General features: G+C 40.0%; 24 protein-coding genes. 5 read left to right on the top strand and 19 right to left on the bottom strand.

Translation table 11 applies throughout. From position 1 onward, the window contains the following. Window positions 1–25: 25 nt before the first annotated feature. The 4 genes from LC455_RS26920 to LC455_RS26905 form a co-directional block, all read right to left on the bottom strand. Window positions 26–895: an FAD binding domain-containing protein gene (locus LC455_RS26920; RefSeq protein WP_223595653.1), complete on the bottom strand. Its 870-nt coding sequence runs from the start codon at window positions 893–895 to the stop codon at window positions 26–28. After that, the gene (locus LC455_RS26915) at window positions 880–1356 is read right to left on the bottom strand and encodes a (2Fe-2S)-binding protein (RefSeq protein ID WP_223595651.1); all 477 of its coding nucleotides are present in this window, start codon (window positions 1354–1356) and stop codon (window positions 880–882) included. The genes LC455_RS26920 and LC455_RS26915 overlap by 16 nt, the downstream gene beginning before the upstream one ends. Then, window positions 1353–3515: a xanthine dehydrogenase family protein molybdopterin-binding subunit gene (locus LC455_RS26910; RefSeq protein WP_223595649.1), complete on the bottom strand. Its 2163-nt coding sequence runs from the start codon at window positions 3513–3515 to the stop codon at window positions 1353–1355. Before LC455_RS26910 ends, LC455_RS26915 begins: the two co-directional genes overlap by 4 nt. Window positions 3516–3641: 126 nt before the next feature. Next, window positions 3642–4226, bottom strand: coding sequence for a nucleotidyltransferase family protein (locus LC455_RS26905; RefSeq protein WP_223595647.1), 585 nt, complete (start codon window positions 4224–4226; stop codon window positions 3642–3644). A gap of 758 nt (window positions 4227–4984) precedes the next feature. Between LC455_RS26905 and LC455_RS26900 the strand changes: the two genes are divergently transcribed. Continuing rightward, window positions 4985–5170, top strand: a complete 186-nt coding sequence (locus LC455_RS26900; RefSeq protein ID WP_317851485.1) for a YjcZ family sporulation protein — start codon at window positions 4985–4987, stop codon at window positions 5168–5170. A 174-nt stretch (window positions 5171–5344) separates the two neighbouring features. Here the strand turns inward: LC455_RS26900 and LC455_RS26895 are convergent, their stop codons facing one another. The 6 genes from LC455_RS26895 to LC455_RS26870 form a co-directional block, all read right to left on the bottom strand. After that, a complete protein-coding gene (locus LC455_RS26895) occupies window positions 5345–6529 on the bottom strand; it encodes a cytochrome P450 (protein ID WP_223595645.1) in 1185 nt (394 codons plus the stop codon). Window positions 6530–6663: 134 nt separating this feature from the next. Next, on the bottom strand, window positions 6664–7257 hold the full coding sequence (gene folE / locus LC455_RS26890; protein ID WP_223595679.1) for a GTP cyclohydrolase I FolE: 594 nt from the start codon (window positions 7255–7257) through the stop codon (window positions 6664–6666). Between the two features lie 49 nt (window positions 7258–7306). Beyond that, window positions 7307–9022, bottom strand: a complete 1716-nt coding sequence (locus LC455_RS26885; RefSeq protein ID WP_223595643.1) for an aromatic amino acid hydroxylase — start codon at window positions 9020–9022, stop codon at window positions 7307–7309. A 341-nt stretch (window positions 9023–9363) separates the two neighbouring features. Continuing rightward, the gene (locus tag LC455_RS26880) at window positions 9364–10062 is read right to left on the bottom strand and encodes a DUF4386 domain-containing protein (protein WP_223595641.1); all 699 of its coding nucleotides are present in this window, start codon (window positions 10060–10062) and stop codon (window positions 9364–9366) included. Window positions 10063–10102: 40 nt separating this feature from the next. Continuing rightward, window positions 10103–10327, bottom strand: coding sequence for a helix-turn-helix transcriptional regulator (locus LC455_RS26875; RefSeq protein ID WP_223595639.1), 225 nt, complete (start codon window positions 10325–10327; stop codon window positions 10103–10105). Window position 10328: 1 nt separating this feature from the next. Beyond that, a complete protein-coding gene (locus LC455_RS26870) occupies window positions 10329–10775 on the bottom strand; it encodes a hypothetical protein (RefSeq protein ID WP_223595637.1) in 447 nt (148 codons plus the stop codon). Between the two features lie 236 nt (window positions 10776–11011). On the opposite strand from LC455_RS26870, the gene LC455_RS26865 reads away from it, so the two are divergent. The 3 genes from LC455_RS26865 (at window position 11012) to LC455_RS26855 (ending at window position 13808) form a co-directional block, all read left to right on the top strand. Further along, on the top strand, window positions 11012–12484 hold the full coding sequence (locus LC455_RS26865; protein WP_223595636.1) for a flavin monoamine oxidase family protein: 1473 nt from the start codon (window positions 11012–11014) through the stop codon (window positions 12482–12484). Window positions 12485–12615: 131 nt separating this feature from the next. Next, window positions 12616–12930 carry a transposase gene (locus LC455_RS26860; RefSeq protein ID WP_223595635.1) on the top strand — a complete coding sequence of 105 codons (315 nt, stop codon included), beginning with the start codon at window positions 12616–12618 and terminating at the stop codon, window positions 12928–12930. Then, window positions 12927–13808 carry an IS3 family transposase gene (locus tag LC455_RS26855; RefSeq protein WP_223595634.1) on the top strand — a complete coding sequence of 294 codons (882 nt, stop codon included), beginning with the start codon at window positions 12927–12929 and terminating at the stop codon, window positions 13806–13808. The genes LC455_RS26860 and LC455_RS26855 overlap by 4 nt, the downstream gene beginning before the upstream one ends. Before the next feature lie 219 nt (window positions 13809–14027). On the opposite strand, the gene LC455_RS26850 is transcribed toward LC455_RS26855, so the two are convergent. The 3 genes from LC455_RS26850 to LC455_RS26840 form a co-directional block, all read right to left on the bottom strand. Further along, on the bottom strand, window positions 14028–15137 hold the full coding sequence (locus tag LC455_RS26850; RefSeq protein ID WP_223595632.1) for a glycosyl hydrolase family 18 protein: 1110 nt from the start codon (window positions 15135–15137) through the stop codon (window positions 14028–14030). A 218-nt stretch (window positions 15138–15355) separates the two neighbouring features. After that, window positions 15356–15766: a cupin domain-containing protein gene (locus LC455_RS26845; protein WP_223595631.1), complete on the bottom strand. Its 411-nt coding sequence runs from the start codon at window positions 15764–15766 to the stop codon at window positions 15356–15358. Between the two features lie 49 nt (window positions 15767–15815). Next, window positions 15816–16571, bottom strand: coding sequence for a carboxymuconolactone decarboxylase family protein (locus tag LC455_RS26840; protein WP_223595630.1), 756 nt, complete (start codon window positions 16569–16571; stop codon window positions 15816–15818). Window positions 16572–16796: 225 nt separating this feature from the next. Between LC455_RS26840 and LC455_RS26835 the strand changes: the two genes are divergently transcribed. Next, a complete protein-coding gene (locus LC455_RS26835; protein ID WP_223595629.1) occupies window positions 16797–17342 on the top strand; it encodes a TetR/AcrR family transcriptional regulator in 546 nt (181 codons plus the stop codon). Window positions 17343–17501: 159 nt separating this feature from the next. Here the strand turns inward: LC455_RS26835 and LC455_RS26830 are convergent, their stop codons facing one another. The 6 genes from LC455_RS26830 to LC455_RS26805 all read right to left on the bottom strand — a co-directional run bounded on the left by LC455_RS26830 (window position 17502) and on the right by LC455_RS26805 (window position 24753). Next, window positions 17502–19241 carry a sigma 54-interacting transcriptional regulator gene (locus LC455_RS26830; RefSeq protein WP_223595628.1) on the bottom strand — a complete coding sequence of 580 codons (1740 nt, stop codon included), beginning with the start codon at window positions 19239–19241 and terminating at the stop codon, window positions 17502–17504. Between the two features lie 39 nt (window positions 19242–19280). After that, the gene (locus tag LC455_RS26825; RefSeq protein WP_223595627.1) at window positions 19281–20243 is read right to left on the bottom strand and encodes an ABC transporter ATP-binding protein; all 963 of its coding nucleotides are present in this window, start codon (window positions 20241–20243) and stop codon (window positions 19281–19283) included. A 3-nt stretch (window positions 20244–20246) separates the two neighbouring features. Continuing rightward, window positions 20247–21236 carry an ABC transporter ATP-binding protein gene (locus LC455_RS26820; RefSeq protein WP_223595625.1) on the bottom strand — a complete coding sequence of 330 codons (990 nt, stop codon included), beginning with the start codon at window positions 21234–21236 and terminating at the stop codon, window positions 20247–20249. A 21-nt stretch (window positions 21237–21257) separates the two neighbouring features. Beyond that, window positions 21258–22163: an ABC transporter permease subunit gene (locus LC455_RS26815; RefSeq protein WP_223595623.1), complete on the bottom strand. Its 906-nt coding sequence runs from the start codon at window positions 22161–22163 to the stop codon at window positions 21258–21260. A 27-nt stretch (window positions 22164–22190) separates the two neighbouring features. After that, window positions 22191–23111 (bottom strand): glutathione ABC transporter permease GsiC, encoded by a 921-nt coding sequence (gsiC, locus tag LC455_RS26810; RefSeq protein ID WP_223595621.1) that lies wholly within the window; start codon window positions 23109–23111, stop codon window positions 22191–22193. 61 nt (window positions 23112–23172) lie between these two features. Next, entirely contained in the window at window positions 23173–24753 is a 1581-nt protein-coding gene (locus tag LC455_RS26805) for a glutathione ABC transporter substrate-binding protein (RefSeq protein WP_440446433.1), read from the bottom strand. Window positions 24754–24760: the final 7 nt, after the last annotated feature.

The following is a 24760-nucleotide window of genomic DNA, read 5'->3' as shown; positions in this document are numbered from 1 at the left end:
TAGCCCTCCCCCTTTTTTGAAAAAATCAATTCGTTTGATATTGCTTCGAGCTAAGAAAATAGCGTAATAGATTTAACGCGACAGTTTTTCTGTAGACGGCCGTGGAGCGCTGATCGTCGATTGGACGTATGATTTTATCGAAGTCTGCCACAACCTGAGCGATTTCGGAATCGGCTAATGGTATGGTTTTTCCAACCAGCTTCTTCTCGATATTTAGGGAACGAACCATCGTGGGTCCGACCGCCCCGAAGGCGAAGCGAACATCTTCGATTCGGTCATCATTGATCCGGATATAGCCTGCAAACCCTACTTTTGCAATCGCATCTGCGTTACGGTTGCCAACTTTCTCAAAAAAGACATGAGCATCTTCTTCTAATACAGATGGAAGGATAATCTCCGTAACGATTTCATTTGGATCGCGTTGCACTCTTCGCGGCCCTTTAATAAAATCGTTAATCGCAACGATTCGATCACCATTTACAGAACGTAACTTAAGCTTTGCATTATATACATATAAAAGCGGCAGCGTATCGCCGGCTGGGGAGGCGTTGCAAATATTGCCTCCCAAGGTTCCCCGATTCCGAATAGCCGGGGCCGCAATCGATTTAATGGCGTTTTTTAAGGCAGCAGGAATTAATGGATGATCCAATAATTCACTATAGGTACAGCAGGCTCCGATGTGGAGATCCTTGTAAAGGTGATACACCTGTTTTAATTCTGAAAGGTGATCAATAAAAACAATCGGTTTAGGAATTTTCGGTGGTATGCCCCTCCGGCTTTTGTGAAGAACCATGACATCGGTGCCTCCGGCGATTATCGCACAGTCTTCTTGATTCAATTGGCTCAAGGTTTGATCTAAACGATCGAAGCGATAGGCGGTTATTTTTTCTGCCATAGGCCGTCACCTTTTTTCGCTGCCAGATTAATCGCATCCACGATCATATTGTAGCCGGTACATCGGCACAAATTTCCAGAAATGCCATCCCGAATTTCTGCCTCTGAAGGATGAGGATTGTTCGATAACAAAGCGGCACTTGCCATGATCATCCCCGGAATGCAATAGCCGCATTGCACTCCTCCGGCATTGGAGTAGCTCTCATCTAAAAGCTTAAATTGTTCCGTTTCCATGATTCCTTCGATCGTTTGAATATCGGCACCGGCAATCGCACCAATCGGAATTAGGCAGCTGTTTTGCAGGAGGTTATTTACAAACACACTGCAGGCCCCGCATTCCCCTTCCCCACAGCCTTCCTTTGTTCCGATTAACTCAAACTCATCCCTTATTAAATCTAGTAACCTTGCATTAGGAGGAGCGTTCGTTTCTACGACTCTTCCATTTAGGGTAAATTTAATCAATCCCCTTCACCTTCTTTCCTCCAAAGGCTTTCAATAATGACTTCCGGTGTAATCGGAATTTGCTGAAAAGAAGTTTGCAGTGCATCCTCGATTGCGGCCTGGACGGCTGGAGCGCCGCCGATTAACGTCAATTCCCCTGCGCCTTTCGCCCCGTATGGACCATCCGCATACGGGTTGTCAAAGACCTTGCTATCAATGGACACCACATCCATTGCAGTCGGCGGTCCATAATCCGATATGCTTTTTTGTTGGATTCTGCCTTTCTTTGATGACATTTTTTCTAAATATCCATACGCTAATCCTTGAGCCAGACCACCATCAATTTGGCCTTTCATAATCCGTTCATCGATAACCTTCCCTACTTCATAATTGCCGTATACTTTTTCTAGCTTGACATTTCCTGTTAACGTATCTACTTCTACTTCCACGATATTTACGCCCCAGGAATAAGCCGGGTAGGCATCTCCCGTGAAGGTTTTTTCGTCCCATGGAATCATTTCACGGTGAACATAATGCTCCACGACTTCCTGCTCTACCCCACTTTGCCATTGTGCCTTCAGTTTTTTTGCCGCCCGTTCTAACAACTTTCCGACAATCATCGTCGTTCTTGAGGCTACGGTCGGTCCGGAGTCTGGAACCTCTTTTGTATCGGGATCAGGGTACAAAACTCTTTCGTATGGAAGGTCGAGTTCTTTAGCGACAATTTTACTCAATGTCGTATAGATTCCTTGTCCCATGTCAGAATTGGAGATTTTTAGCCATACCAGGTCGTCCTTTGATTTCACTAGCTTGACCGTTGCTTTAATATGATCTCTTTCGCCGCTGCCTGTAAATCCGCAGCCGTGAAGGAACAATGAAGTTCCAATGCCTTTTTTATAACGGTGATTTTGTTGATTCTGACGCTGAAACTCCGCTTTTTTCGTTTTGTACTGTGACGCGTTAAGCAGGTCCTCAATCATATCTTCTACTAAGATTGGATCTCGGAATATTCCTTTGGTGATGGTGGGGTCTCCTTGCTTGACGAGGTACTTTCGTTTATATTCTAGCGGCTCGAAGTTTCCTAGTTTACTAAGGTGCCCGATATGGCTTTCGATTCCGGCAAAGCTTTGCGGGGCTCCAAAGCCTCTGAAGGCACCGTTCGGAACGGTATTGGTTTTTAAAACATAACCTTTTGCATGGAAATGCGGAATATTATACACTCCAGCACTGTTTATTAAGGCACGCTGCAGCACGACTTGGCTCAATCCTGCATTCGCTCCGCCATCGAGGTAAATGTCCACACACATGCTCAAAATATTTCCTTCCTTATCAAGGGCCGTTCGATAGGTGAGTTTGGCCGGATGCCTTTTCGTCGTCACCACCATATCCTCAGACCGGTCGAATACGAGCATCACCGATTTTTTGACGGCTTTTGCCGCAACGGCGACGTGGCACGCCATCATCGAAGGAAACTCTTCTTTGCCGCCAAAGCCTCCGCCGGTCGGGCTTTGAACCACCCGGACCTCATCGTCACCGCAGGCTAACGCGCTTATCAATGCATTTTTTATATAATAAAGACATTGCATGGATCCCTGGACGACAATTTCATCTTCCTTATAAATGGCGAGCATACCTTGCGGCTCGAGATAAACATGCTCCTGATAACCCGTATCATATTCTTCTTCGATAATTTGATAGGCTCCCTGCTCGATCGCAGCAATAGTCTCTATGCTTTCTCCGAATTCATAGCTTGCCATATTGATCCCGGATGCCGATTTTTGTTGGATTGCTTCATCTAATGTATAGACAGCTTGATGTTCTTCAAAATCAATCTTCACTTCATCTAACAAACGGTAGAGGATATCTAGCTCTTTTCCAACGAGCATGAAAATCGGCTCGCCAATATAATTGACCCACTCATTGGCAAAAATGGGCTGATCTTCTTGAATAATTTTCACATAATTGGGTCCGGGGATTTTCTCAGCGCCTACCGCTTCATAACCCTCAGGAAGGTTTGGTAATTGGATGGATTTGATTTTTCCATAAGCAATCGGCGACCGAACCAAAACACCATACACCATATTTTCCACTTTCACGTCACTAATATAGGGCAGCTGGCCCGATACCTTCCCTTTATGATCCTTTTTGGGCACTGATGTACTTATGTCTTTGAGAACCATTGCAACAACACCCTTCTGTGCCAAAGGGACGGTTCTTGTGGTCTTAACTAATCTGATTTAAGCCATGAGAACCGTCCCTCTGGTATTCGTTTATGATTCATTTATATTCAGGAAATATTGAGAAATTCAAGCTTTATTGTAATCAATTGCTTTTTGGTAATCCTCCGGCGTATCAACATCCATTAGTACTCCTGGATCACCTACAGTAAGGTATGTCTTTTCGTAACCGCCGAGGACCACACGCAAATTACTTTCTGGATTGGTTTCGAGAATTCTCTGCTTCACTTCGCTTGATAATTTGATGGGGTGGCCGCCTTTATAGTGAAAGCTTGGAATCACTACGTCCCCTATGTGTTTGGCTATTTGATGAACTGTCTCTTTTTTTACAAGGGGACAGTCCCCGGGTGTGATAATTAAGTCAGAGGCATTTACTTCGTTGCAGCCCCTTTGAATGGAGCTAAACATTCCCTTGTGAAATTCTTCATTATAAACAAATTGGATCTGAAAGGAATAGTCATTTTTACTGCTGAGTTTCGCCACTTCTTCCTGAATAATTTCCGCTTGATAACCCGCTACGACGATGACCCTGCTGCATACTCCTTCAAATTTAGATATCGTTTGCTCCAATATGCTCCTTTTCCCCAGTGGCAGAGTCATTTTGAAAGCATTGGCCCGGCTGGAATATCCAGCAGCCAAGACGATTGCTTCCATATTATCACCTTCTATCTATCGTTAAATCTAACTCCGATGCCTTAATCATAATCATTCATTTCTTCATCTCTTATTTTCTATTTTATGGCCAGAATCTTTTTTGATGAACTAATTCTCTATGACAATCAACCATTAAATATATGAAACACTATCTCATGTCTTTTCTTATAATTGGAGGTTACCCTCATGCATTAGTAAGTTAAGAATTAATGTTGATTTTGCCTCTTGTTGATTTGAGGATATAGGACATAGCCAATCCTAAAATGAGGAGAACGGTCAATTAAGGAGGGGTCGTAATGCCCTAACTTATCCGGGAAGTGAGAGAATTCTCCTTCACAGGGTAAATGAAAGACAAAACCCATCTAGCAATCACGAAAACGGTCAATTAAAGAGAGTCATAATCCCCTAACTCATTTGGGAAGTTAGAGAATTGTCCTTCATAAGGTAAATGAAGGACAAAACCCATCTAGTAATCAGGAACAACGGTCACTAAAAGAGATTCATAATGCCCTAACTCATCCGGAAAGTGAGAAAAATGTCCTTCATAGGGACAAGAAGAACAAAACCTATATATTCAAGATGTTTTTCTTCTTTTCTATTAACTAATTTTGATTTCTGGTCAAAATACTTTAGGTCCATTACTCAATTTCTATGCTTCTGCCCATATTTGATATAGACGGGCTCTAATTTCCTTTCTAAGTGTATTATATAGTGTAATGTCTAAGTAATTCTCCAACTTTAGAAAGGAAGTGTTAAAAATGGATAATGCCATACCACATTTTGCTGGTGCTAATGTTATTCCCCAGCCAGCATTGTCTTATGGATTCGGCTGTGCGGCTCCTGTTTATGGAGGTTGTTTTCCTGTTCATGGGTGCAACGAATTTATCATCATCGTAGTGCTGTTCATTTTATTAATTATTGTTGGTGCAGTTTGTTTCTGCTGAAAAATGAGCCCTATTAAATAATCCTCCTCTTTACTCCAGAGTGAGGATTATTCCCTTAACAAAAATGGACCAGTTGGGAGAAGGAATTTAAAAAAAGTGTTAGTAAGGTATTTATTAAAATAAAAAAGTTCCTTGTCCAGAAAAGACATAGGAACTACATAATTGAGCCATTTTTTATCTACCAACGATTTTTAGTGGGAGATTCTTCACACCATTCACGATAAAACCACGCGCCATTTCCAAAGGTTCATCATTTATCCTTTCGAATTGAGGAATTCTAGATAGCAGCAACGATAAGGCAATTTTTGCTTCCATTCGAGCTAATGGTGCACCCAAGCAAAAATGAATACCATGACCAAATGCTATATGCGGATTCGGATTACGAGTCATATCAAATTGTTCCGGATTGGCAAACTTATCGGGGTCACGATTCGCTGAACCGATCCAAGCGATGATTCGACTTCCTTCAGGAATGGTTGTGCCGCTAATTTCAATATCCTGCTTCGCAAATCGGAACATGGCTTGGACTGGAGAACGATAACGCAGCGTTTCTTCAATTGCAGAAGGTAGTAGGTCCAAGTTGTTGCGAAGTCGTTCCAACTCATTCGGCTGCTCCAATAAGGTAAGGACCGTATTACTAATTAAATTTGTGGTTGTTTCGTTACCGGCAACCAGCAAGAGCCAGCAAAATGATAATACATCTTCCTCGCTTAAATGCTGATGATCCTCCTCTGCCTGAATTAAGGCACTAATAAGATCACCTTGCGGATCTTCTCTTCGTTTCGTAATAATCTTTCGGAAATATTCATTCATTTCTTGGTGAGCTTTTGTCGAGTCTGCACTCGTTCCACCGATTGCTTGATCTGCGGAGGCAACGACCTCATCTGACCAATACTTGAATTGTTCACGGTCACCACTTGGAATACCGAGCATTTCGGCTATGACGATAACGGGTAGAGGATAAGAGAGATCTTGTACAAGATCAAAATTTTCTTTATCTGAAATTCGGTCAAGAAGCTCATTCGTAATGTCATGAATCCGTGGCTCAAGTGCTTCAATTGCACGTGGGGTAAAAGCGCGACTGACAAGTGAACGCAATTTCGTGTGTCGTGGTGGATCACTCGTAATCAAACTAGAGTTCATTCTTGTTTGCATGGAGGCAGTTGCTTGTGGCAAGTTTTTATCAACGTATTGTGATGAAAATCGAGTATGATCTGATAGGACAGTTTTAACATCATCATAGCGAAAAACAGACCAGATGTTATAGGGTTCAAAGAATAGTACCGGTTGTGTCTCACGCATCATTTTGTACATCGGATAAGGATTCCGGCGTATTTCTGGTGAAAAGAATGATTCCATCGTATCAGCCCCATTAATCAATGATATTTAAGTCTACAAATATAAATATAACCTAATCTATATATTAATGACTAATTGTACTAATAGCCTTTTAAAAAGAATACTCCTTCAGTAAATGACTGAAGGAGTTTACTTTATCTTTGTAAAAATGATAAAAACTCAGCCCTGGCATCTGATTGTTCAGCAAATACGCCACGAGCAGCGGTGGTAGTAGTGGTAGCGTTTGATTTCTTTACCCCTCTTCCACACATACACATATGTTTGGCTTCAATAACGACCATCGTCCCTCTTGGCTGAAGAATTTCCTCAATTGCCTCGGCAATTTCGTTGGTGAGACGTTCCTGTACCTGAAATCTCTTAGCATATCCCTCTACTAAGCGTGCCAATTTAGACAGACCTGTAATTTTATCATTAGGAATATAACCTACATGGGCTACACCGAAAAATGGCGCAAAATGGTGCTCGCAAAGAGAATGGAATTCAATGTCTTTCACCAGAATGAGCTCCCTATGATTTACATCAAACGTTTTCTCTAAATGGGTTTTCGGGTCTTCCCGGTTTCCTTCCGTATATTCAAGAAATGCTTTTAGCACCCGATACGGCGTCTCTTCAAGGCCATCCCGATCAGGATCATCTCCGCATAATTCAATCAGATTTCTAAAGGCTGACAAGATTTTAGTAACCTGAACATTTTTTTGATTGTCCCTAGCGTAAGGATCATCGATCATTCCAGGAAATTTATTTGAAATAGACTCTAATTCTTTTATAAACATAGTTTTACAGACCTTTCTCTTTCGCTAACCGTAATCCTCTCTGGATCAGTTCAGGGAATTCCGGATGAAGCGTTTGGATTCCGTCCAACTGTTGAAGGAGGACATTTTTCCAAGAAGTAAGCACATGATGCTGCTCCATAAGCTCAAAGATTTCCACTCGCAGCAGCCAATCCTCTGGAAAGTCAGAAGATAGCTGATCGAGTACTCTTTTCAGAGCTTCTTCCAATTTTTCACGGATCATGACCGTTTCTCTTAATCTCCTTACATCGCTGTAAAGCTTTTCAAGCATGGTTTCTTCCTTTTTCTGCAGTGGCTTCTGTACCACTTCTTCCAAATCGGAGTAAAACTGTTCGGAGTCTGCTGCTCCAGCAAAGACAGAAGTAATGGTCTCTCCTACTACTAAGTCAAACATGCCCCATTCCGGATGATAGAGAATCACATCATTCAATAAAACGGTACAGTTTTCGAAAGAAATAACGAGAAGCCTTTCTTGTTCACGTAGGAATTGCTGAGGAATTCCTGTCACGGTCACACCGCTTTCATATTGAAGCGTGTACTCTTTTCCTATTTCCATTTCTCCTAGCGGACACGTGGATTTTTTCAATCTTCCAACCGGGGCACTGAATCCATCTCCATGGCTTCCCTTCCCATGTCCTCTCAGTTCTTTATGATTATAGGCTAAAGCCGATGGCCCTTGTGTTCGAATGTAGCAAGCCTCACCGTTCGAATCTTTTAAAATGGTACTTACGGTTCCAGTTAGCTGAACGCCAGAATCATATTGGATGGTCGCCGTATGGTTAGAGCGGAGTGCCTTTTCGAGGCTTTCAGTCCCGCCTTTATTGAACGCCATATTGCTGGCAAATTCCTTAACCGCCTCAATTAACTGCTCAAAGCTCTCACATACAAACAATTGTGGTTGAGGCTTTGTGATATCAAAGCCGGTTTCAATTACAGTCTGTAAATCAAATGGCCGCTTTTCGACTGAATCCGTTAGACTGCTTCTTCCTTCCGCCACGGAAGACAGAAGTCCTGCACCATAAATTTTTGGTTCCTCCATGGTGCCGATTAACCCGTATTCGACCGTCCACCAGTACAGTCTGGAAATTTGCTCTGCCTCTGAAAGTTCGGTGACATTCGCTTGTTTTTCTTCAAAAAGTGCTTTTGCTGCAGCAATCTCTTTTTCTGTAGCTGTTCCGGTTTCTAAAAGGTTGGAGTATGCTCTGGTTGCTTCAAACAATTCATGTTCTTCGCTTGTGGCAAGTGCCTTTGAGCCAATGCTTCCAAATAGTTTTACATATTCCGAGAATTTCTCGTCTACTAGAATGGGAGCATGTCCCGCCGCTTCATGAATGATATCAGGAGCAGGAGTATATTGAATATTCTCCAGCTTCCGAATGTCTGAAGCAATCGGTAAAATGCCATGGGCCTGAAAATCGAAGAAAACCACTCCAGGAATGAATCCATCAATGTTGGCGGCACTCCAGCCGAAAGGTGAAAGTGCTTCGTTCATATCATGGACATTCGGAATTTTTTCAATTGAAATACCGGAGGCTGTTAAACCGCCCGTGTAGGCTGGATGGGCAGATTCTTTAAGGAAATGATGATTTTGTCTCATCACATAACGCCAAACAGCCTGATCAATCGCTGTGTATTTTTCATATTGCTGATCCACTACATATTTTTGTAAATGTTTCGGAATTTTTGTTAAAGTTGCTTCCATTTGCTGTCACTCCTTGTTGAAAAATAAAAAAGAGAGTCCTCCATCCCAAATAAGGGACGAAGTGACTCTCCGCGGTACCACCCTTTTTGACCCAATCGGGTCCACTCTAAAAAATATGCCCATAAAGCTGCATGTGTAATTCGTACATCTTCTCACCTGGACTTTCACCACCCGTCCAGTCTCTATTGGCTGTTAAGAAGGTACTACTAGAATGCTAGGCTGTTATATTTACCAATATACTTAAACGCTAAAACGCTTTTAAGTGTTAAAGTATATTAATAAAATACAAGGTAAATTGACATCTTGTCAAATGTTTTTTTAAAATAATTTTTCATAAACGCTTACTTTTTTGCAGAAAGAGAAGCAAGTGCAGATTCATCGAATCCTTTCACCAGTAGCCATACTGCCAAAATCATTTCATTTGCTGCAACTGGCAGTGACAATATACTCCAAACAGATATTTGTTCAATCACACCGAACATTACGAGCAATCCATAAATAAAAACAAGAGTTGCCCCCGTCATGCCCAAAATAGGGATAAACCTGGGTACGAGCCTCGATTTATAGAAAATATAACTATACATCATCGTATTGATACCCAGCATGAAAAGAGGACCAAGCATAAATGTCCATGCATGTATTGCTTTTAATACGATACCTGAAGTTTGAAAGGATTCGGAATCCGGGGCTCCTGCAGCTGCAAATTCCTGACTTAAGGTCAATAGGGACAACATACTGATTACACCTACCGTAATGATAATTGCTTCAAGAAACCTGAAACAAAGATGCCAAAGAGCGATCGTTTCATTATACTTTCTTAAAATCGGAAACATGGTAGTGGCAGTACCAACTGCTGAGACAACAAGCATTAGCTCCATAAGCACTCCGAGTACTACCTGATTGGCGTGTTCGGAACCATTTATCATATAATCAGGACCATTAAGGATTGGGTTGTATAAAATAAGACCGATTATTGCCGTAACGGCAGCAAGTATAAACAGTACACCCACAATTTTTGCAGCTTTCTTAGTTGAATCCATTTTCATCGCCCTCTCTGCATAATTTCATGCACATTCAAGCTTATGGCTTTGTGTTTTTATGATAAAAGAACACTTCGTCCAAGGGTAAGTTAAAGGCGTGAGCAATGCGAAAAGCCAGTTCCAGGGATGGGGAGTACTTCCCCTTTTCGAGAGCGACGATGGTTTGTCTTGTCACGCCTACCTTGTCAGCCAGCTGCTGCTGTGTCATTTCATCATGGTTGAAACGTAATTTTCGAATGTGATTGCCGACAAGATTTTTTCCCATGTTAGACTCCTCTCCGATAGTGATAAATTTTCGTAACTGAGCCTGTCACATCTGAAAGGAATCCTGAAATAATCAAGATCATGAACATCACCTGTGACGGCTCAAAAATGATCATCGATCCCATGGCAAAAAGAAAGCCCATGATAAACACAAAAAAAGAATTGCGGCTCGCTTTTAAGGCAATTAACTTATCCAGTTCATCTGCAAATGTAGGTTCCTTTTCTCTGGTCGTCATTCTAAAGACGATATTAAAAATAATGCTGATTATGATGTGCACGACGATTGAAACCAAAGTCAATTGAATGACGAAGAAGCCCCAATAACGAAAGGTTTCTGCTGACTCCAGTCCGCCTTCAGGATGCTGTGGATACTTGTATAACCAAAATGAGATGAAAATGAGGACTACGGTGATCACTGATACGATGCTCTTTTTTTCTTGATAGGTCAAGGTTTACACCTCCTGTATGGTCACTTTTACATCGGGTAAAGTATTATATGCATCATGTAAAAAAAAGTTTACATTTAGTTATGTAAAGATGACATTAAATTGGCCGGACACCACCTAATAGGAGCGTGTTCCGGCCAGTCTTTTTCTGACATCGCCCTGTCAAAAAAACCTTTTAAAACATAGGCATCCTGTCCAATGAATACAATGTATTAATCTTTTTATATAGGGGCGATCAGATGCCTAATTCCATAAATCATCAATTAACGACTCAACAAATGATTAGTATCATTAGAAATGGACTGCCAAAGTCTCCTTTTCCTAAGACCATTACCATTGTCGGTGCAGGATTAGCTGGACTTGTTGCCGCTTCTCTCCTGAAGGAAGCAGGGCACAAAGTCACAATTATTGAAGCAACCAATAAAGTGGGCGGACGTGCCGCGGCAATACGCTCCCCTTTTAGCAGTGGGCTTTATTTAAACATTGGCCCTATGCGGATCCCTGATACCCATCTTTTAACTTTAGAGTATATCTATAAATTCGGTTTACCCGTAAACCAGTTTATCAATCGGACTCCAGTCGATATTCTTTACCTCAATGGAATCAAAACACGTCTTGACATTTTTGAAAGTAATCCAGGTATTCTAAATTTCCCTGTTGACCGGAATGAAAGAGGCAAGAGCGCCGAGGATCTGTTAAATTTAGCGATACAGCCCATTGTCGATTTTATCAACAAAAATCCTGTAAAAAATTGGCCTCTTATCGAAAAAGAATTTAAAGATTTCTCGCTAGGTACATTTTTAAGGTCTTACCATTATCAATATGGAACTATTTTTTCATCTGGTGCGGTTGATATGATTGGTTTACTTCTTGACTATGAAGCCTATATGGGGATGTCATTTCTGGAGGTTTTAAGAGAATCGGCGAGCTTCAGTACAGATCGTTTCTATGAGATAACGGGTGGTATGGACCTGCTCCCTAGGGCATTTTTGCCTCAATTAAAAGATGATATATGGTTCTCTCAAAGGATGACGAAAATTGTTCAACACCCAAATCGTATAACCATCCATTCCAACCATTCTCACACCTTAAAACAATCCTCTATAACAAGTGATCTTGCCATCATAACCATCCCTTTTACCGTCTTACGTTTTGTAGAGGTGGAGCCCTTCCATTCTTTTTCCTATTATAAACGGAGAGCGATTCGTGAACTGAACTATATGGCTGCGACGAAAGTAGGGATCGAGTTTAAAAGCAGGTTTTGGGAAAAAGAAAATCAATTTGGTGGTAAATCGATAACGGACCTGCCGATTCGATTCACGTATTACCCTAGTCAGGGGATTGGCACAAAGGGTCCGGCTGTGGTTTTGGCAAGTTATACGTGGGCAGATGAGTCTTTGACATGGAATGGTTTATCCAACGAAGACCGAATTTACTATGCTTTAAAGAACTTATCCGTCATTTTCGGAGACCAAGTGTTTTCAGAGTTTGTTTCAGGAACGTCCTTTAGCTGGGTAGATAATCCATATGCTTGTGGGGCACTAGCGACTTTTAAGCCTGGTCAGGAACACGAACTTTTCCCCTATATTCCTACACCTGAAGGTAGAGTCCACTTTGCAGGTGAGCATACCACACTTACTCATGGATGGATGCAAGGAGCCATTGAGTCTGGAATCAGAGTTGCTAATGAAGTCAATCACTTGCCAAAATAAAAAAGGGAAATAACTGAACAAAGAACTACATACTGCCTATTTAGGTAAATAACTCAGTTCATGGTGATATTATCCCTCTTGTGTAGACAGTTAGGAAAAAGCCTATACTGTTCTACCAGGAGGGATTTTTCATGAAAAAAAAAGGTACGAAATTTAATAAGTATACAGAGGAATTTAAATTAAAGGTTGTTCAGGAATATTTGACTGGTACAATGGGTTATCTGCGTTTAGCAAATAAATATAATTTGCCTTCTACGTATCCAATTAGAAAATGGGTAAAAAAATACGAAAATTCAAAGGGAGATGCACTAAGTGCATTTGAAGATCAAAGAAAATATTTATCAGGGCGTCCTCGAAAAAAGGATCTATCCCTTGAAGAGAAAGTTATCAGATTGGAAGCAGAGAATGCATTCTTAAAAAAGCTAATGGATTTGAGAAGGAGGTGAAAAAGAAAGAGATCCCAATATACTACCAAATTATTTTTGAACTAAGCACCCAGTATCCTGTTAATTTACTATGTGAATTGGCAAAGGTTTCACGAAGTGGATATTATAAATGGTTAAAGCAAAAAGAGGTTATTACTCCAAAGAAACAGGAAAATGAGGTGATAAAGAATTATATTGTAGAAGTCTATGAAGAGGCGAATGGTACTTATGGGTATCCAAGAATTACCGCATCTATTAGGCAACAATACGAAATAAAGGTAAACCATAAGCGAATCTATCGGCTAATGAAAGAGATGAAGCTGCAGGCTAAAATCCGTAAGAAAAGACAGAGGTATCGTGAAGGCAGTGAAAGAATAATAGTTCCGAATGTCCTTAATCGGAACTTTATTGCAGAAAATCCCAATAAAAAATGGGTTACAGATATTACCTATTTGATTTTTAACAACCAACGCTTATATTTGTCAGTCATCTGTGATCTATGGAATAAGGAAATCGTTGCTTACAAAATCAGTTCCAAAAACGGTTTAGAGCTTGTATTAGATACATTGGAAGAAGCAAATAAAAAAAGAGATGTGACTGATAAAACCATTCTGCATAGCGATCAGGGTTTTCAGTATACATCTCAAGACTACCACGAAGCCGTCAAACTGAATGGTATTACTCAAAGTATGTCCAGAAAAGCCAATTTTTTAGACAATGCATGCGCAGAAAACTTTTTTAGTCATTTTAAAACAGAATGTATGTATCTAAAGAACTTCCAGAAACCAGAGGAAGTTATAGAAGAGGTAGAAAAATACATTTATAGATATAATCACAAAAGAATTCAAAAAAAATTAGGCTACCTAAGCCCAGTTAAATACAGACTTCAGGCAGCCTAAGAAATTAATCAATCTGATTAGATTAATTCCTTCTTCAGCTTACTGACCACATAGTTGGTTGCCAGGGGGTTGTCAAGTGCTTTCCTTGACAATCTCCTGGCAACCAACTATCATTGCCAAAGCTGAAGAGAATGCTTTTTATTTACTGTCTACTTGACAGGGGTATATCCATGGTGAAATGAGTTATTTCTTTTATATAAATACTGGATAACCATTCGATCACTTTTTAACTCTTATTTTTTCAGGTATAGTCGTCCAATACTTTGGATCTTCTAAGCCAAGCCGCCAAATCCCAATTCCCTGTAAGTCATATTTTTCTACAAGGTTTAGCTTAAACCGCAGACTATGGCTATTCTCAAACCAAGCCTGGTGGTTATGGTGTTTTTCATCGACGTAACTGAAATATGGCGTTTGCGAACGGGAGTCCCATACAATTTTTGCTTTATATTTTGTTTGCTGATCCATTAACTCTTTAAAGGAACTATACTTAGCTTTGCCTGCTGCTGTTGTATCCCAGTCCCATCCGTAACCAGCGATACCGAGTAAAATTTTGGATGGTGGTACTCCATGTTTCAAAGCATAACGAATCGTTGCTTCTGTCCATTCGACTGATGCTGTTGACCCGGGTGTTGTTCTTGGGTTGTGTTCATCATATGTCATAATCATTAACCCGTCCGAATATTGACCAAGCTTTTCGTAATCAAACCATGGTGACCAGGGATTAGCACGGGAATCACCTGTGTTTGCCGGGACGGAAACCGTAACTACTTTTCCATCACGATTTAGTGCATCAGACAAATTTTTTATCATCAGACTAAAGGAATCTCGGTCAGTCAAATACAAGTTTTCCATGTCAATATTAATTCCGTCATATTTAAATTGATTCATTTCAGTGCGTAAGTTCTGTATGAAAACATTGCGGTTATTCTCGTTATCGAGTACATTACTCGCAGCCTGCTTGCCCTTCTCCACGGTTTCATAAAAGAGATTATGTACAACCATATATACCTTCACGTGTTTTTTATGGGCACTCTGAATAACCTTTCTTTTATGATCTGCTGTTACGGAATCTATAAGACTGCCTGGACGTTTATCATCAAGTTTATACCAAAAGGGAGCAATGACGCTTAAGCTCTTGAATTGGGAGTTAACTATAGCTTGCGACCCTGGATACGTTCCTTCCTGTTCTGTATAAAACCCTAATACTTCACGAGGAGTTTTCTCCTTTTTGGATTCTTCTTTTCTTTGTACCTGGTTACAGGATGACATTAGTAATAATGCCATGCATAAAGAAATGATGGTGAATGACCGATAACATTTTTTCGCCATGATACACCTTCTTCTAATTTGTATATTTCTTAAGTTGATGACAAAGGTTGTAACTTATTCACGAATGGAGTTTCCCCAATAGATGGAAATCCTGAACATACAAAAAACTGCCAGAATAATTTCTAGCAGTTTTTTATTATGTTCTGTTAAAGAACTATGTTCATAGGGATGAATACTAAAAAAGCCCTGAATAACAGAGTAATTTTTAACCTCAACTCTTATTTTACTTTGTTATATTCCTCATCTGCTACTGGTTCCAACCATTCAGGAGTACCAGCAGTAATCGCAATGTGTTCAAACCAACTATCTTTTGCGGCACCATGCCAGTGTTTCACACCATCGTGTGTGACTATAACATCGCCAGCTTTTAAGAATTGAGCAGGCTTTCCTTCTTCTTGGTACCAACCTTCGCCACCCGTTACCAATAAAATTTGAAATCCATCGCGATGAATATGCCAGTTATTTCTGCATCCAGGTTCAAAAGTTACATTCCCAACACCAACACTCACTTTAGGATCAGCAACTAATCCTTTAAGATAACTTTGTCCTACAAAAAATTGTTCATATGCTTCATTTTTCTCTCCCGCTGGGAAAATAACGCCATTTTTTACTTCTTCATGTTTTGCCATTTTAATTCCTCCAATAAAACTTTTTAGAAATAATAGGTAACACCCTTTTTTAATTTTCAGGAATCATTTCATTAACGTAAGCTAATGCGTTCAGTGTTCTTGGAAAGCCTATATATGGAAGGCAGTGGGTGAGTGCGGTGATCAATGTTTCCTTGTCATTACCCACATTTTTGTTACCTTGTACATGGGCCTTAACTTGGCCTTCGGCACCGCCTAAAGCCGTAATGATGCAGAGTGTCAACAACTCCCGTGTTTTCAAATTCAGTCCTCTGCGAGTATAGAAATCACCAAAGCAAAAAGCGGAAAGATAATCCTGAATATGCTTTTGGTTTTCTGGAGCATTTTCGCGCATTTTTGCAATCACCTCACCAAAAATCTCTACTTGAACTGCAAGTCCCTTGTTAAAGCGATTATTTTCATCAACCTGCTTTTGACTTTCAATTGGTAACGCAATATTTTTCGCTTTGAAAACCTCATTCACTTGACTGACAGCATTCAATGTTTTCGGAAAACCAATATACGGAGCACATTGATAAACAGCTTCTTTGATTTCTACGGGTGTTAAACCTACATTTAGTGCCGCACTTACGTGTGCTTTTAGCTGAGATAAAGTTTGATTGGTCGTAAGAACCACCAAGGTGATCAACTCACGCAGATTATCATCTAGATTACCTTGATAAAAAACTTCCCCAAAAATGAAATGGCTCAGAATGTCCTGAAAATCAGGATCGGTAGCATGTGCGGCTGTTACTCCCCCACCAAATAACTGGTGGAACTTTTCCTTGCTCTTTTCAATACGATCCATAACTCTAAACCTCCTCATTGATTTTAATAAACTCTTCTATTATTCCGAAGATAGTAATATTAGCTGTTTTAGTTAATCGTATATTGATGCGTTATCGCACACCTGTGTATAATATAAAATGAACAGAGGATAACGGCAATAATCAAAATGCTGTGATTTGTGCGTTACTGCACAAGTTGAGTAAATTTGTGCGATAACTTTTAAGAAAGCTTGGTGATTCCTAGAATGTCTAGTGTGGATAGAAGAGTACAAAAATCTCAAGAAGCAATAAAAAAGGCTTTTATTGAACTAATGTCTGAAAAAAGTTTTGATCATATTACGATCCAAGATATTTCCGACAGGGCAAATGTTGGTCGAAGAACCATTTATGATCATTACATGGATAAATTTGATTTACTGGATAAGCTCATTGAAGAACATATTAACGAACTAAGGAAACTGTGCGTATCAGCAGCTGATTTGGATTATACCGAGGGAAATCTGATGTGGTTTGAATACTTTGAACGTAATTCCTCATTCTTTTCAACCATGTTAGCGAGTAAAGGAGCCCCTACTTTTCGTAGTCACTTCCTAAAATTTGTGATCGAGGAGTTAGCGGGTGAAGTAGATGTAAATGAAGGAAAAAATCAAGGATTAAGTAAGGATTTAGTTCTTAAATTTTTTGGAGCAGCTATAGTAGAGATAGTAACAGCTTGGATCACCAATGGTTTATCTGAACCAACTCAAGTTGTGGCAGAACAGGTGGGGATTTTGTTGGATAGGAATCTATAGTTTACTTCCATGGAAGACCTGCCTTAATTTAATCAAAAAAATGACTAATGAACTTTAGTATGAATTTGAAAATGAATCATAAATAATTGTAAAAAGCTTGGTGAGCACCAAGCTTTGATTTTTACTAAAATCATCATATTACGCCATTAGCCTCTTAAATCAATCATAACTTCCTTTTATATTAACGTTTGCAGAGGACTGTAAAAATTGAAGAAATTCTTCACCTATTTGTGATATGGTGGACCCCGCTCGTCCCTGTCGAACAATTAATAATTCCAGCTCCTGGAGGATTTCCATTCTCATCCGAATTTGTTGCTCAGATAGATAAATCCCTGCTTCTTCCAAACGCTTTTTAAGAGTCAGCCTTCCAAATGAGGTTCGTTCATGCTTCCCTAATGCAAATATTTTCAGTATTTCGATATTTTCTTCTAAAAAACCATGGGCTTCAATTTTTTTAATAATTTCTAAGGGGTTAATCTTATGCCCCTTCAATATCCCAAGTTTACAATCCCCGCTCATCATCCGTATATTTATTGGTAACGACTTCACTCCTATGGTATCCTCTCCCATAGAACAAATATAGGTGATACAATCATAAAGTTCCGTTACATTTCTCGGCCATCCATAACAAAGTAAATGTTCCATAGCTTCATCTGTAAAAATGACATCTGTTTTTTTGAGCCTTCGTTTTAATTCCTCAATTAATGGCACAAAATCTTCCCTTCTCTCCTTCAAAGAAGGGACGATGAGAGATTGGGATGTCAGCATTTCATAAAAAGGAAGATAAAACGTTCCATTGTCAGCAAGTTGGTCTAATTCTTTTGTACTGCAGGCAATCAACCGTGCCTGTAATGGAATGGGTGTTGTGCCGCCAACTCGAAGAAAGTTACTTTCTTTCACAGCATTAAATATTCTAATTTGGAGTGAAAAAGGCAATTCATCTACATCTTCCAAATAAACCGTTCCATTGTTTGTTATCTCAAAAGCTCCCATTGTATGGATAAGATCTTCCTCAAACCCAAACAATTCCTTTTCCAGCATGTCAATTGGATTTGATTTGCAATTCACAGAAAAAATAGGATCTCCGTTATGATAGGAATAATGATGAATCGCTTGTGCGAGCATACTTTTTCCTGCTCCTTTTTCACCATAAATAAATACAGGGAAAGATGTCTTTGCAAATTCCTTTGCTAGTTGAACCGTTTTTACCATGGACGTACTTTCGGCAATTACATCATCAAACGTATAACGGGAAACATTTCGAATGTCCTTCATTCGGTTCCCCTTTGTGTAATCCATTCCCTCATATTCCAATGAAAGTGAAACTAAAGATTTCATATACCTCTTTACCATCTGAGGTTGATAGTCGATACCGAGCAATTCAGCAAACTCGATAAAGGTTTCAATATCTAAAATTCTATCTCCAATATTGATCACGTTTGTTAACCCATCAGGTAATAAATCTATCTCCCCTGGAGTTAAAATATAATCTATGTCATCTGGAATATTTTCATCAGGATTATATGGAAAGTACTCGTGCTCAGAGATCGTCTCACGAAGTGAGGCAACAGCTTCTTCAATCGTTTTCTTTGTATCATTAACTACAAGTATCTTCTGACCTGGAGGGAGATTGATCAACTCTCTGCAATTAGCCATATTAATGTCTCGTTTTGCAACAATACAGGGACACTCGGGTGGAATCAGTTTATTTACGATTCCTTTAATCATAGGATGGTAAAGGAAGACAATATCATTTGGATGAACCATTTCAGGACGGATTTCCTTTAAAGTTGTAGGCTTTACTTTAATGTGTTGTCCCAAAACTTCCTTTATTTGTTTCATTACTCGTTCTAAGGACTTCTCCTGATATGCTATAATGTGAACAATTTGATTAGACATCGCTAGTATAACCTCCGAACTCCAAGTATTCCTATTATACTAGTATAAATGACACGAAACTAAATGCCCAGATGTAATTTCCCGAAGTTTCGGAATCTCTTTTTTACATACATCCAAAGCAAAAGGACACCTCGTATGGAAGGTACATCCGCTTGGCGGATTGGATGGGCTAGGGATACCCCCTTTTAATATAATCCTTTCTCTTCTCTGCCGAGGATTAGGAATAGGTACTGCTGATATTAATGCCTTTGTGTAGGGATGCAATGGATTTTGATAAAGGGTCTCCTTATCAGCCAATTCAACAATTTTTCCAAGGTACATAACACCTACTCGATCACTTATATGTTCCACCACACTCAAATCATGGGCAATAAATAAATAGGTCAATTGAAATTCATCTTGAAGGTCCTTTAAAAGGTTTAGAATTTGCGATTGAATGGACACATCCAATGCAGAAACGGGTTCATCGGCGATAATTAATTTCGGGTTGACTGCAAGGGCACGAGCAATCCCAATTCTTTGGCGCTGACCGCCGCTAAATTCATGAGGATACCGATCGGCATGATAGGCACTTAATCCCACAACCTCTAGTAACTTATTTACTCGCTCTTCCCGTTTCTCTTTAGGATACCCATGAATAATTAACGGCTCGGAGATTATATCTCCCACCTTCATCCTTGGGTTTAGGGATGCATAGGGATCCTGAAAGACCATCTGAAATTCTTTTCTCATATCCCGAATTTGATTATCGTTTAAACTGCTAATCTCTTCCCCTTCAAATAAAATCTGCCCTTCGGTAGGATCAAGTAATCTCATCAGCATTCTTCCCGTGGTAGATTTTCCACAGCCGCTTTCACCAACAAGGCCCAGCGTTTCACCTTTAAAAATGGTAAAGGAAACGTCATCTACCGCTTTTACAAATGAATTTTTTCTACCAAATAAGCCGCTCTTTTTATGAAAATATTTTTTCAAGTTTTTTACTTCTACTAATGGAGTTTCCATCACTTAAACCTCCAATACTCCGCTATCTTGATAAAGCCAGCATCTGCAAGTGTGATTCTGATCAATCACGGTTAATTCTGGATCCTGTTTCTTGCAGATACCCATGACTTTACTGCACCTTGGAGCAAATTTACATCCATCAGGCATATTGCCAGGTGTTGGGACATTCCCTGGAATGGATCCTAATCGATTACTTTTTTGACCTAGTTTTGGAACGGATTCAAGCAAACCTTTTGTATAAGGATGTTTAGGATTTTCAAATATCGTATATACATCAGCCTCTTCAACCACTTTTCCTGCATACATCACGACTACACGGTCACACATTTCTGCGACAACCCCTAAATCATGGGTAATCATCAAAATCGAAGAGCTGCTTTCTTCACGTAATTTTCTCATTAAGTCTAAGATTTGTGCTTGAATGGTCACATCCAATGCGGTTGTCGGTTCATCCGCAATCAAGAGTTTGGGCTGGCACGCCATGGCCATCGCAATCATGACACGCTGCCGCATTCCACCTGAAAGCTGATAAGGATATTCATTAACAATCTCCTCCGCTCTCGGTATCCCAACGAGCTGAAGCATTTTTATGGCATGGTCACGTGCTTGTTTTTTGCTATATTTTAAATGAAGAATGATGGATTCTTCTATTTGCCTGCCAATTTTATAAACAGGGTTTAACGAAGTCATCGGTTCCTGGAAAATCATCGCGATCTCATTTCCCCTAATCATTCGCATCTCTGTTTCAGGAATCTCGACCAGGTTTTTGCCTTCAAATTCAATCGTTCCCCCTATAATCTTTCCCGGTGTATCCTTTAACAGCCGCATAACCGATAACGAAGTAACACTTTTTCCACAGCCAGACTCTCCAACTACCCCGACTGTCTCCCCTTTATGAACCGTTAAATTAACACCATCAACAGCCCTCATAACCCCGCGGTCAGTAATAAAATGAGTTTGCAGATTCTTTATATCCAGTAATTTTTCAGCCATCACCTTACCCCTTTCTGATGGTTAATCTTTCATTTTTGGATCTAACGCATCTCGGAGCCCATCACCAAGCAGATTAAATGCAAGCACAGTCAGGAAAATAGCAAGCCCTGGAAAAAAAGTAACGTGTGGGGCGGTATTTAAATAATCCCTTCCACCGCTTAGCATTGCTCCCCACTCTGGAGAAGGCGGCTGAGCACCAAGCCCAATAAAGCTTAAAGAGGCTGCCGTTAAAATGGCCGTTCCTAAACGCATGGTAAAGTTTACGATAATGGCTGAGATGGTTCCTGGAAAAATGTGCTTCCAGATAATTCTTCCATGTTTCGCACCCATAGACCTGGTAGCTTCCACATATACTGCCGTTTTAACAGCTAATGTACTACTTCTTACAATCCGAGCAAACATCGGAACACTAAAAACGGAAATCGCAATCACTACATTTCCTAAGCCTGGTCCAAGAATAGCAATAATCCCAATCGCCAGTAAGATTCCCGGGAAGGCAAAAAGAATATCACAAAATCTCATGATCATATTGTCAATCCATTTCCCATAATAACCACTAATGAGACCAAGAAAGGTTCCAGCAACTGCACCTATGAAAACAGACAATAAGCTAATAAATAAGGAGATCCTTGTTCCAATAATAATCCGGCTAAAAATATCGCGCCCATAAGCATCTGTTCCAGCCCAGTGGAGAGCCGAAGGTCCCTCTAAAGTATGATTATAGTCAAATTGAGCTGCACCATATGAAGTAATATAAGGCCCAATAATACCTAAAAGAAACAGGATGCCTACGAAAACACCGGCCGCAACTGCCATTTTTTGTTTCTTAAACTTTCGCCAAAACTCCGTAGCTGGTGTATTTTTTTTTCCTTTAACTGGTTTTGGAAGCGGCCGTTCGATGACTTCCTCTATTTTCACTCCAGCCATTATTCATTCCTCCTTGTTCTTGTTCATTTACTCGTAACGAATTTGCGGATTTAACAATCCATAGATTAAATCAACAAGCAAATTGATTAAAATGAATTCCAAAGAGAATAAGAGCATTTCGGCTTGGATAACTGGGTAATCCCTAAAGGAAACAGAGTCAATCAGCAATCTTCCTAGACCTGGCCAGCTAAACACGGTTTCAATGACGATGGAGCCGCCAAGCAAAAAACCAAATTGCAATCCTGCCATGGTCACAACAGGAATCATTGAATTTTTTAAGGCATGTCCCCAAACCACGCCGCTTTCCTTTAATCCCTTTGCCCGTCCGGTGCGAATATAGTCTTCATTTAGGACGTCCATTAGTGAAGAACGAGAGAACCTGGCAATAAACGCTGCCTCCCCTGCACCTAAGGTGATAGATGGTAAGATATAACTTTTCCAAGAATCCAAACCTCCTGTAGGAAACCATCCTAAATGAACTGAAAAAAATTGAATCAGCATTAATCCCAGCCAAAAGGAAGGGAGGGAGATTCCAGCAATGGCTCCAAACATTCCAAGATAATCCTGCCACTTATTTCTTTTCGTTGCGGATATAACCCCGACAATTTGGCCAAATAGATAGGCCCAAATCATACTCCACAAAGTCAGCCAGAAAGTTGGCATAAACCGCTCAGAAATTTCAGTAAGAACTGGCCGTTTGGTTTTTAATGAAAGTCCAAAGTTACCATGAACAATATTGGTCATAAAATTCACATATTGAGTATATAATGGCTTGTCTAATCCAAGCTCTTTCCGGACGGCATTTACATCGTCAAGTGTGGCATCCGGCCCTGCTACTAATCTGGCAGGATCGCCTGGAATCAAATGAACAAACAGAAAAATAAAAATGGAAACAAAAAATAGGATAGGTATGATTCCAATTAATCTTTTATTAAAATATCGTAACAATTGGATTCCTCCCTTTCGGATAATTAGATGAGCGCTATATGACTATAGCGCTCACCCTCTTTTACTGTTTGATCTCAATATTCGAGACATCTAATGAACCATCTGGCAGAAGGTAAATACCGTCTAAGTAATTTTTCTTTCCTGCAATCGTATCGTCAACAGATAAGAATGCCCATGGAGCATCGTTCCAAATGGCCTTTTCAAGTTTTTCATATGCTGCTTTTCGCTTATCTGGGTCTGCGGTTGCCAGTGCATCACTGATACCTTGGTTTACTTCCTGGCTGTTATAATAAGCAGTGTTATAGGATTTTGGAGGAAAAGCATCATTTCCGCCTAATAATGGGCGGATTCCCCAGTCCGCATCACCAGTCGACGGTGACCAGCCGCCATAATACAATTCAATATCTGCCTTGCTAGGGTCTTCAACGTTCCAGATTTTATCTGACTCTGTACCTGATTCCATTGGTACAATTTCCACTTTTATGCCAATTTGTGCTAACTGTTGTTGAATAAACTCCATTCCTTTAATGGCACCTGTGTCGTTATTACCCCATAATTTTGCTGTAAAGCCTTTATCGTATCCTGCTTCCTTCAACAATTGTTTAGCTTTTTCGAGATTAAACTGATACGGCTGTTGTTTTGCGTAGAACTGTACGTTTGGAGCAATAATGGAATCTAATGGAGTCGCAAAACCATTCATTACAACCTTTATAAATGCATCCTTGTTAATCGCATAGTTAATGGCCTGTCTAACTCGGACATCATTGTACGGTTTCTTTAGTGTATTCATGGATAAATACCGGACGATAATGGATTGAGCATTTTCAACTACAATTCCACTTTTACCATTAATACTTTCCGCCTGTTCAGATGGTACTGGATAAATAAAATCTGCTTCACCAGTTTGCAGCTTGGCTACACGTGCTCCATTTTCAGGTGTTGGTTTGAATGAAATGGAATCTACTTTTGGATAGCCTTTTCTCCAGTATTGATCATTTTTAACTACCTTTAAATGGTCACTTGGATCCCATTCAGCAAATTTAAATGGGCCTGTTCCAACTGGATTTTTTGCAACATCTTTTCCATATGTCTCAAGTGCTTTTGGGCTGATCATCATCGCAGCAGGATGTGCAAAAGTATTAATCATCGCACCGAATGGCTGGCTTAAGGTCACTTTTACCGTATTCTCATCAACAACCGTTGTTTCTTTTACAAGCTTAAAGAGACTATGACGTTTTAAGTTAAGGGTTGGATTTGCAAGCCGGTCAATATTGACTTTAACGGCTTCTGCATTAAAAGGTGTTCCGTCATGGAACTTGATGCCTTGTCGCAACTTAAAGGTAAATTCTGTTGCTGCAGGATTTACTGAATAGCTCTCTGCAAGGACAGGAACTACCTTCATGTCCTTGTCAAATCCTAACAAACCTTCAAGCATTGTTTTCTGAGCGGAGTAGGATAAAGTATCATTCGTATCGTGAGGATCCATGCTGACAAAAGTATTAGCAACAGCAATCGTAATATCTTTTCCTGTTTTTTTGGCAAGGGTTTGTGTCGTGGCTGGTTTAATATTTTTTTTGCCATTCGATGTGTTACTTGATGCACTGTTTGAATTGCTGCAGCCAATTAAGAACATGCTGCACATTACAAAA

Source organism: Neobacillus bataviensis, assembly GCF_019969725.1.
The sequence above is the reverse complement of the archived record's forward strand: the minus strand, read 5'-3'. Positions and strand labels throughout refer to the sequence as shown.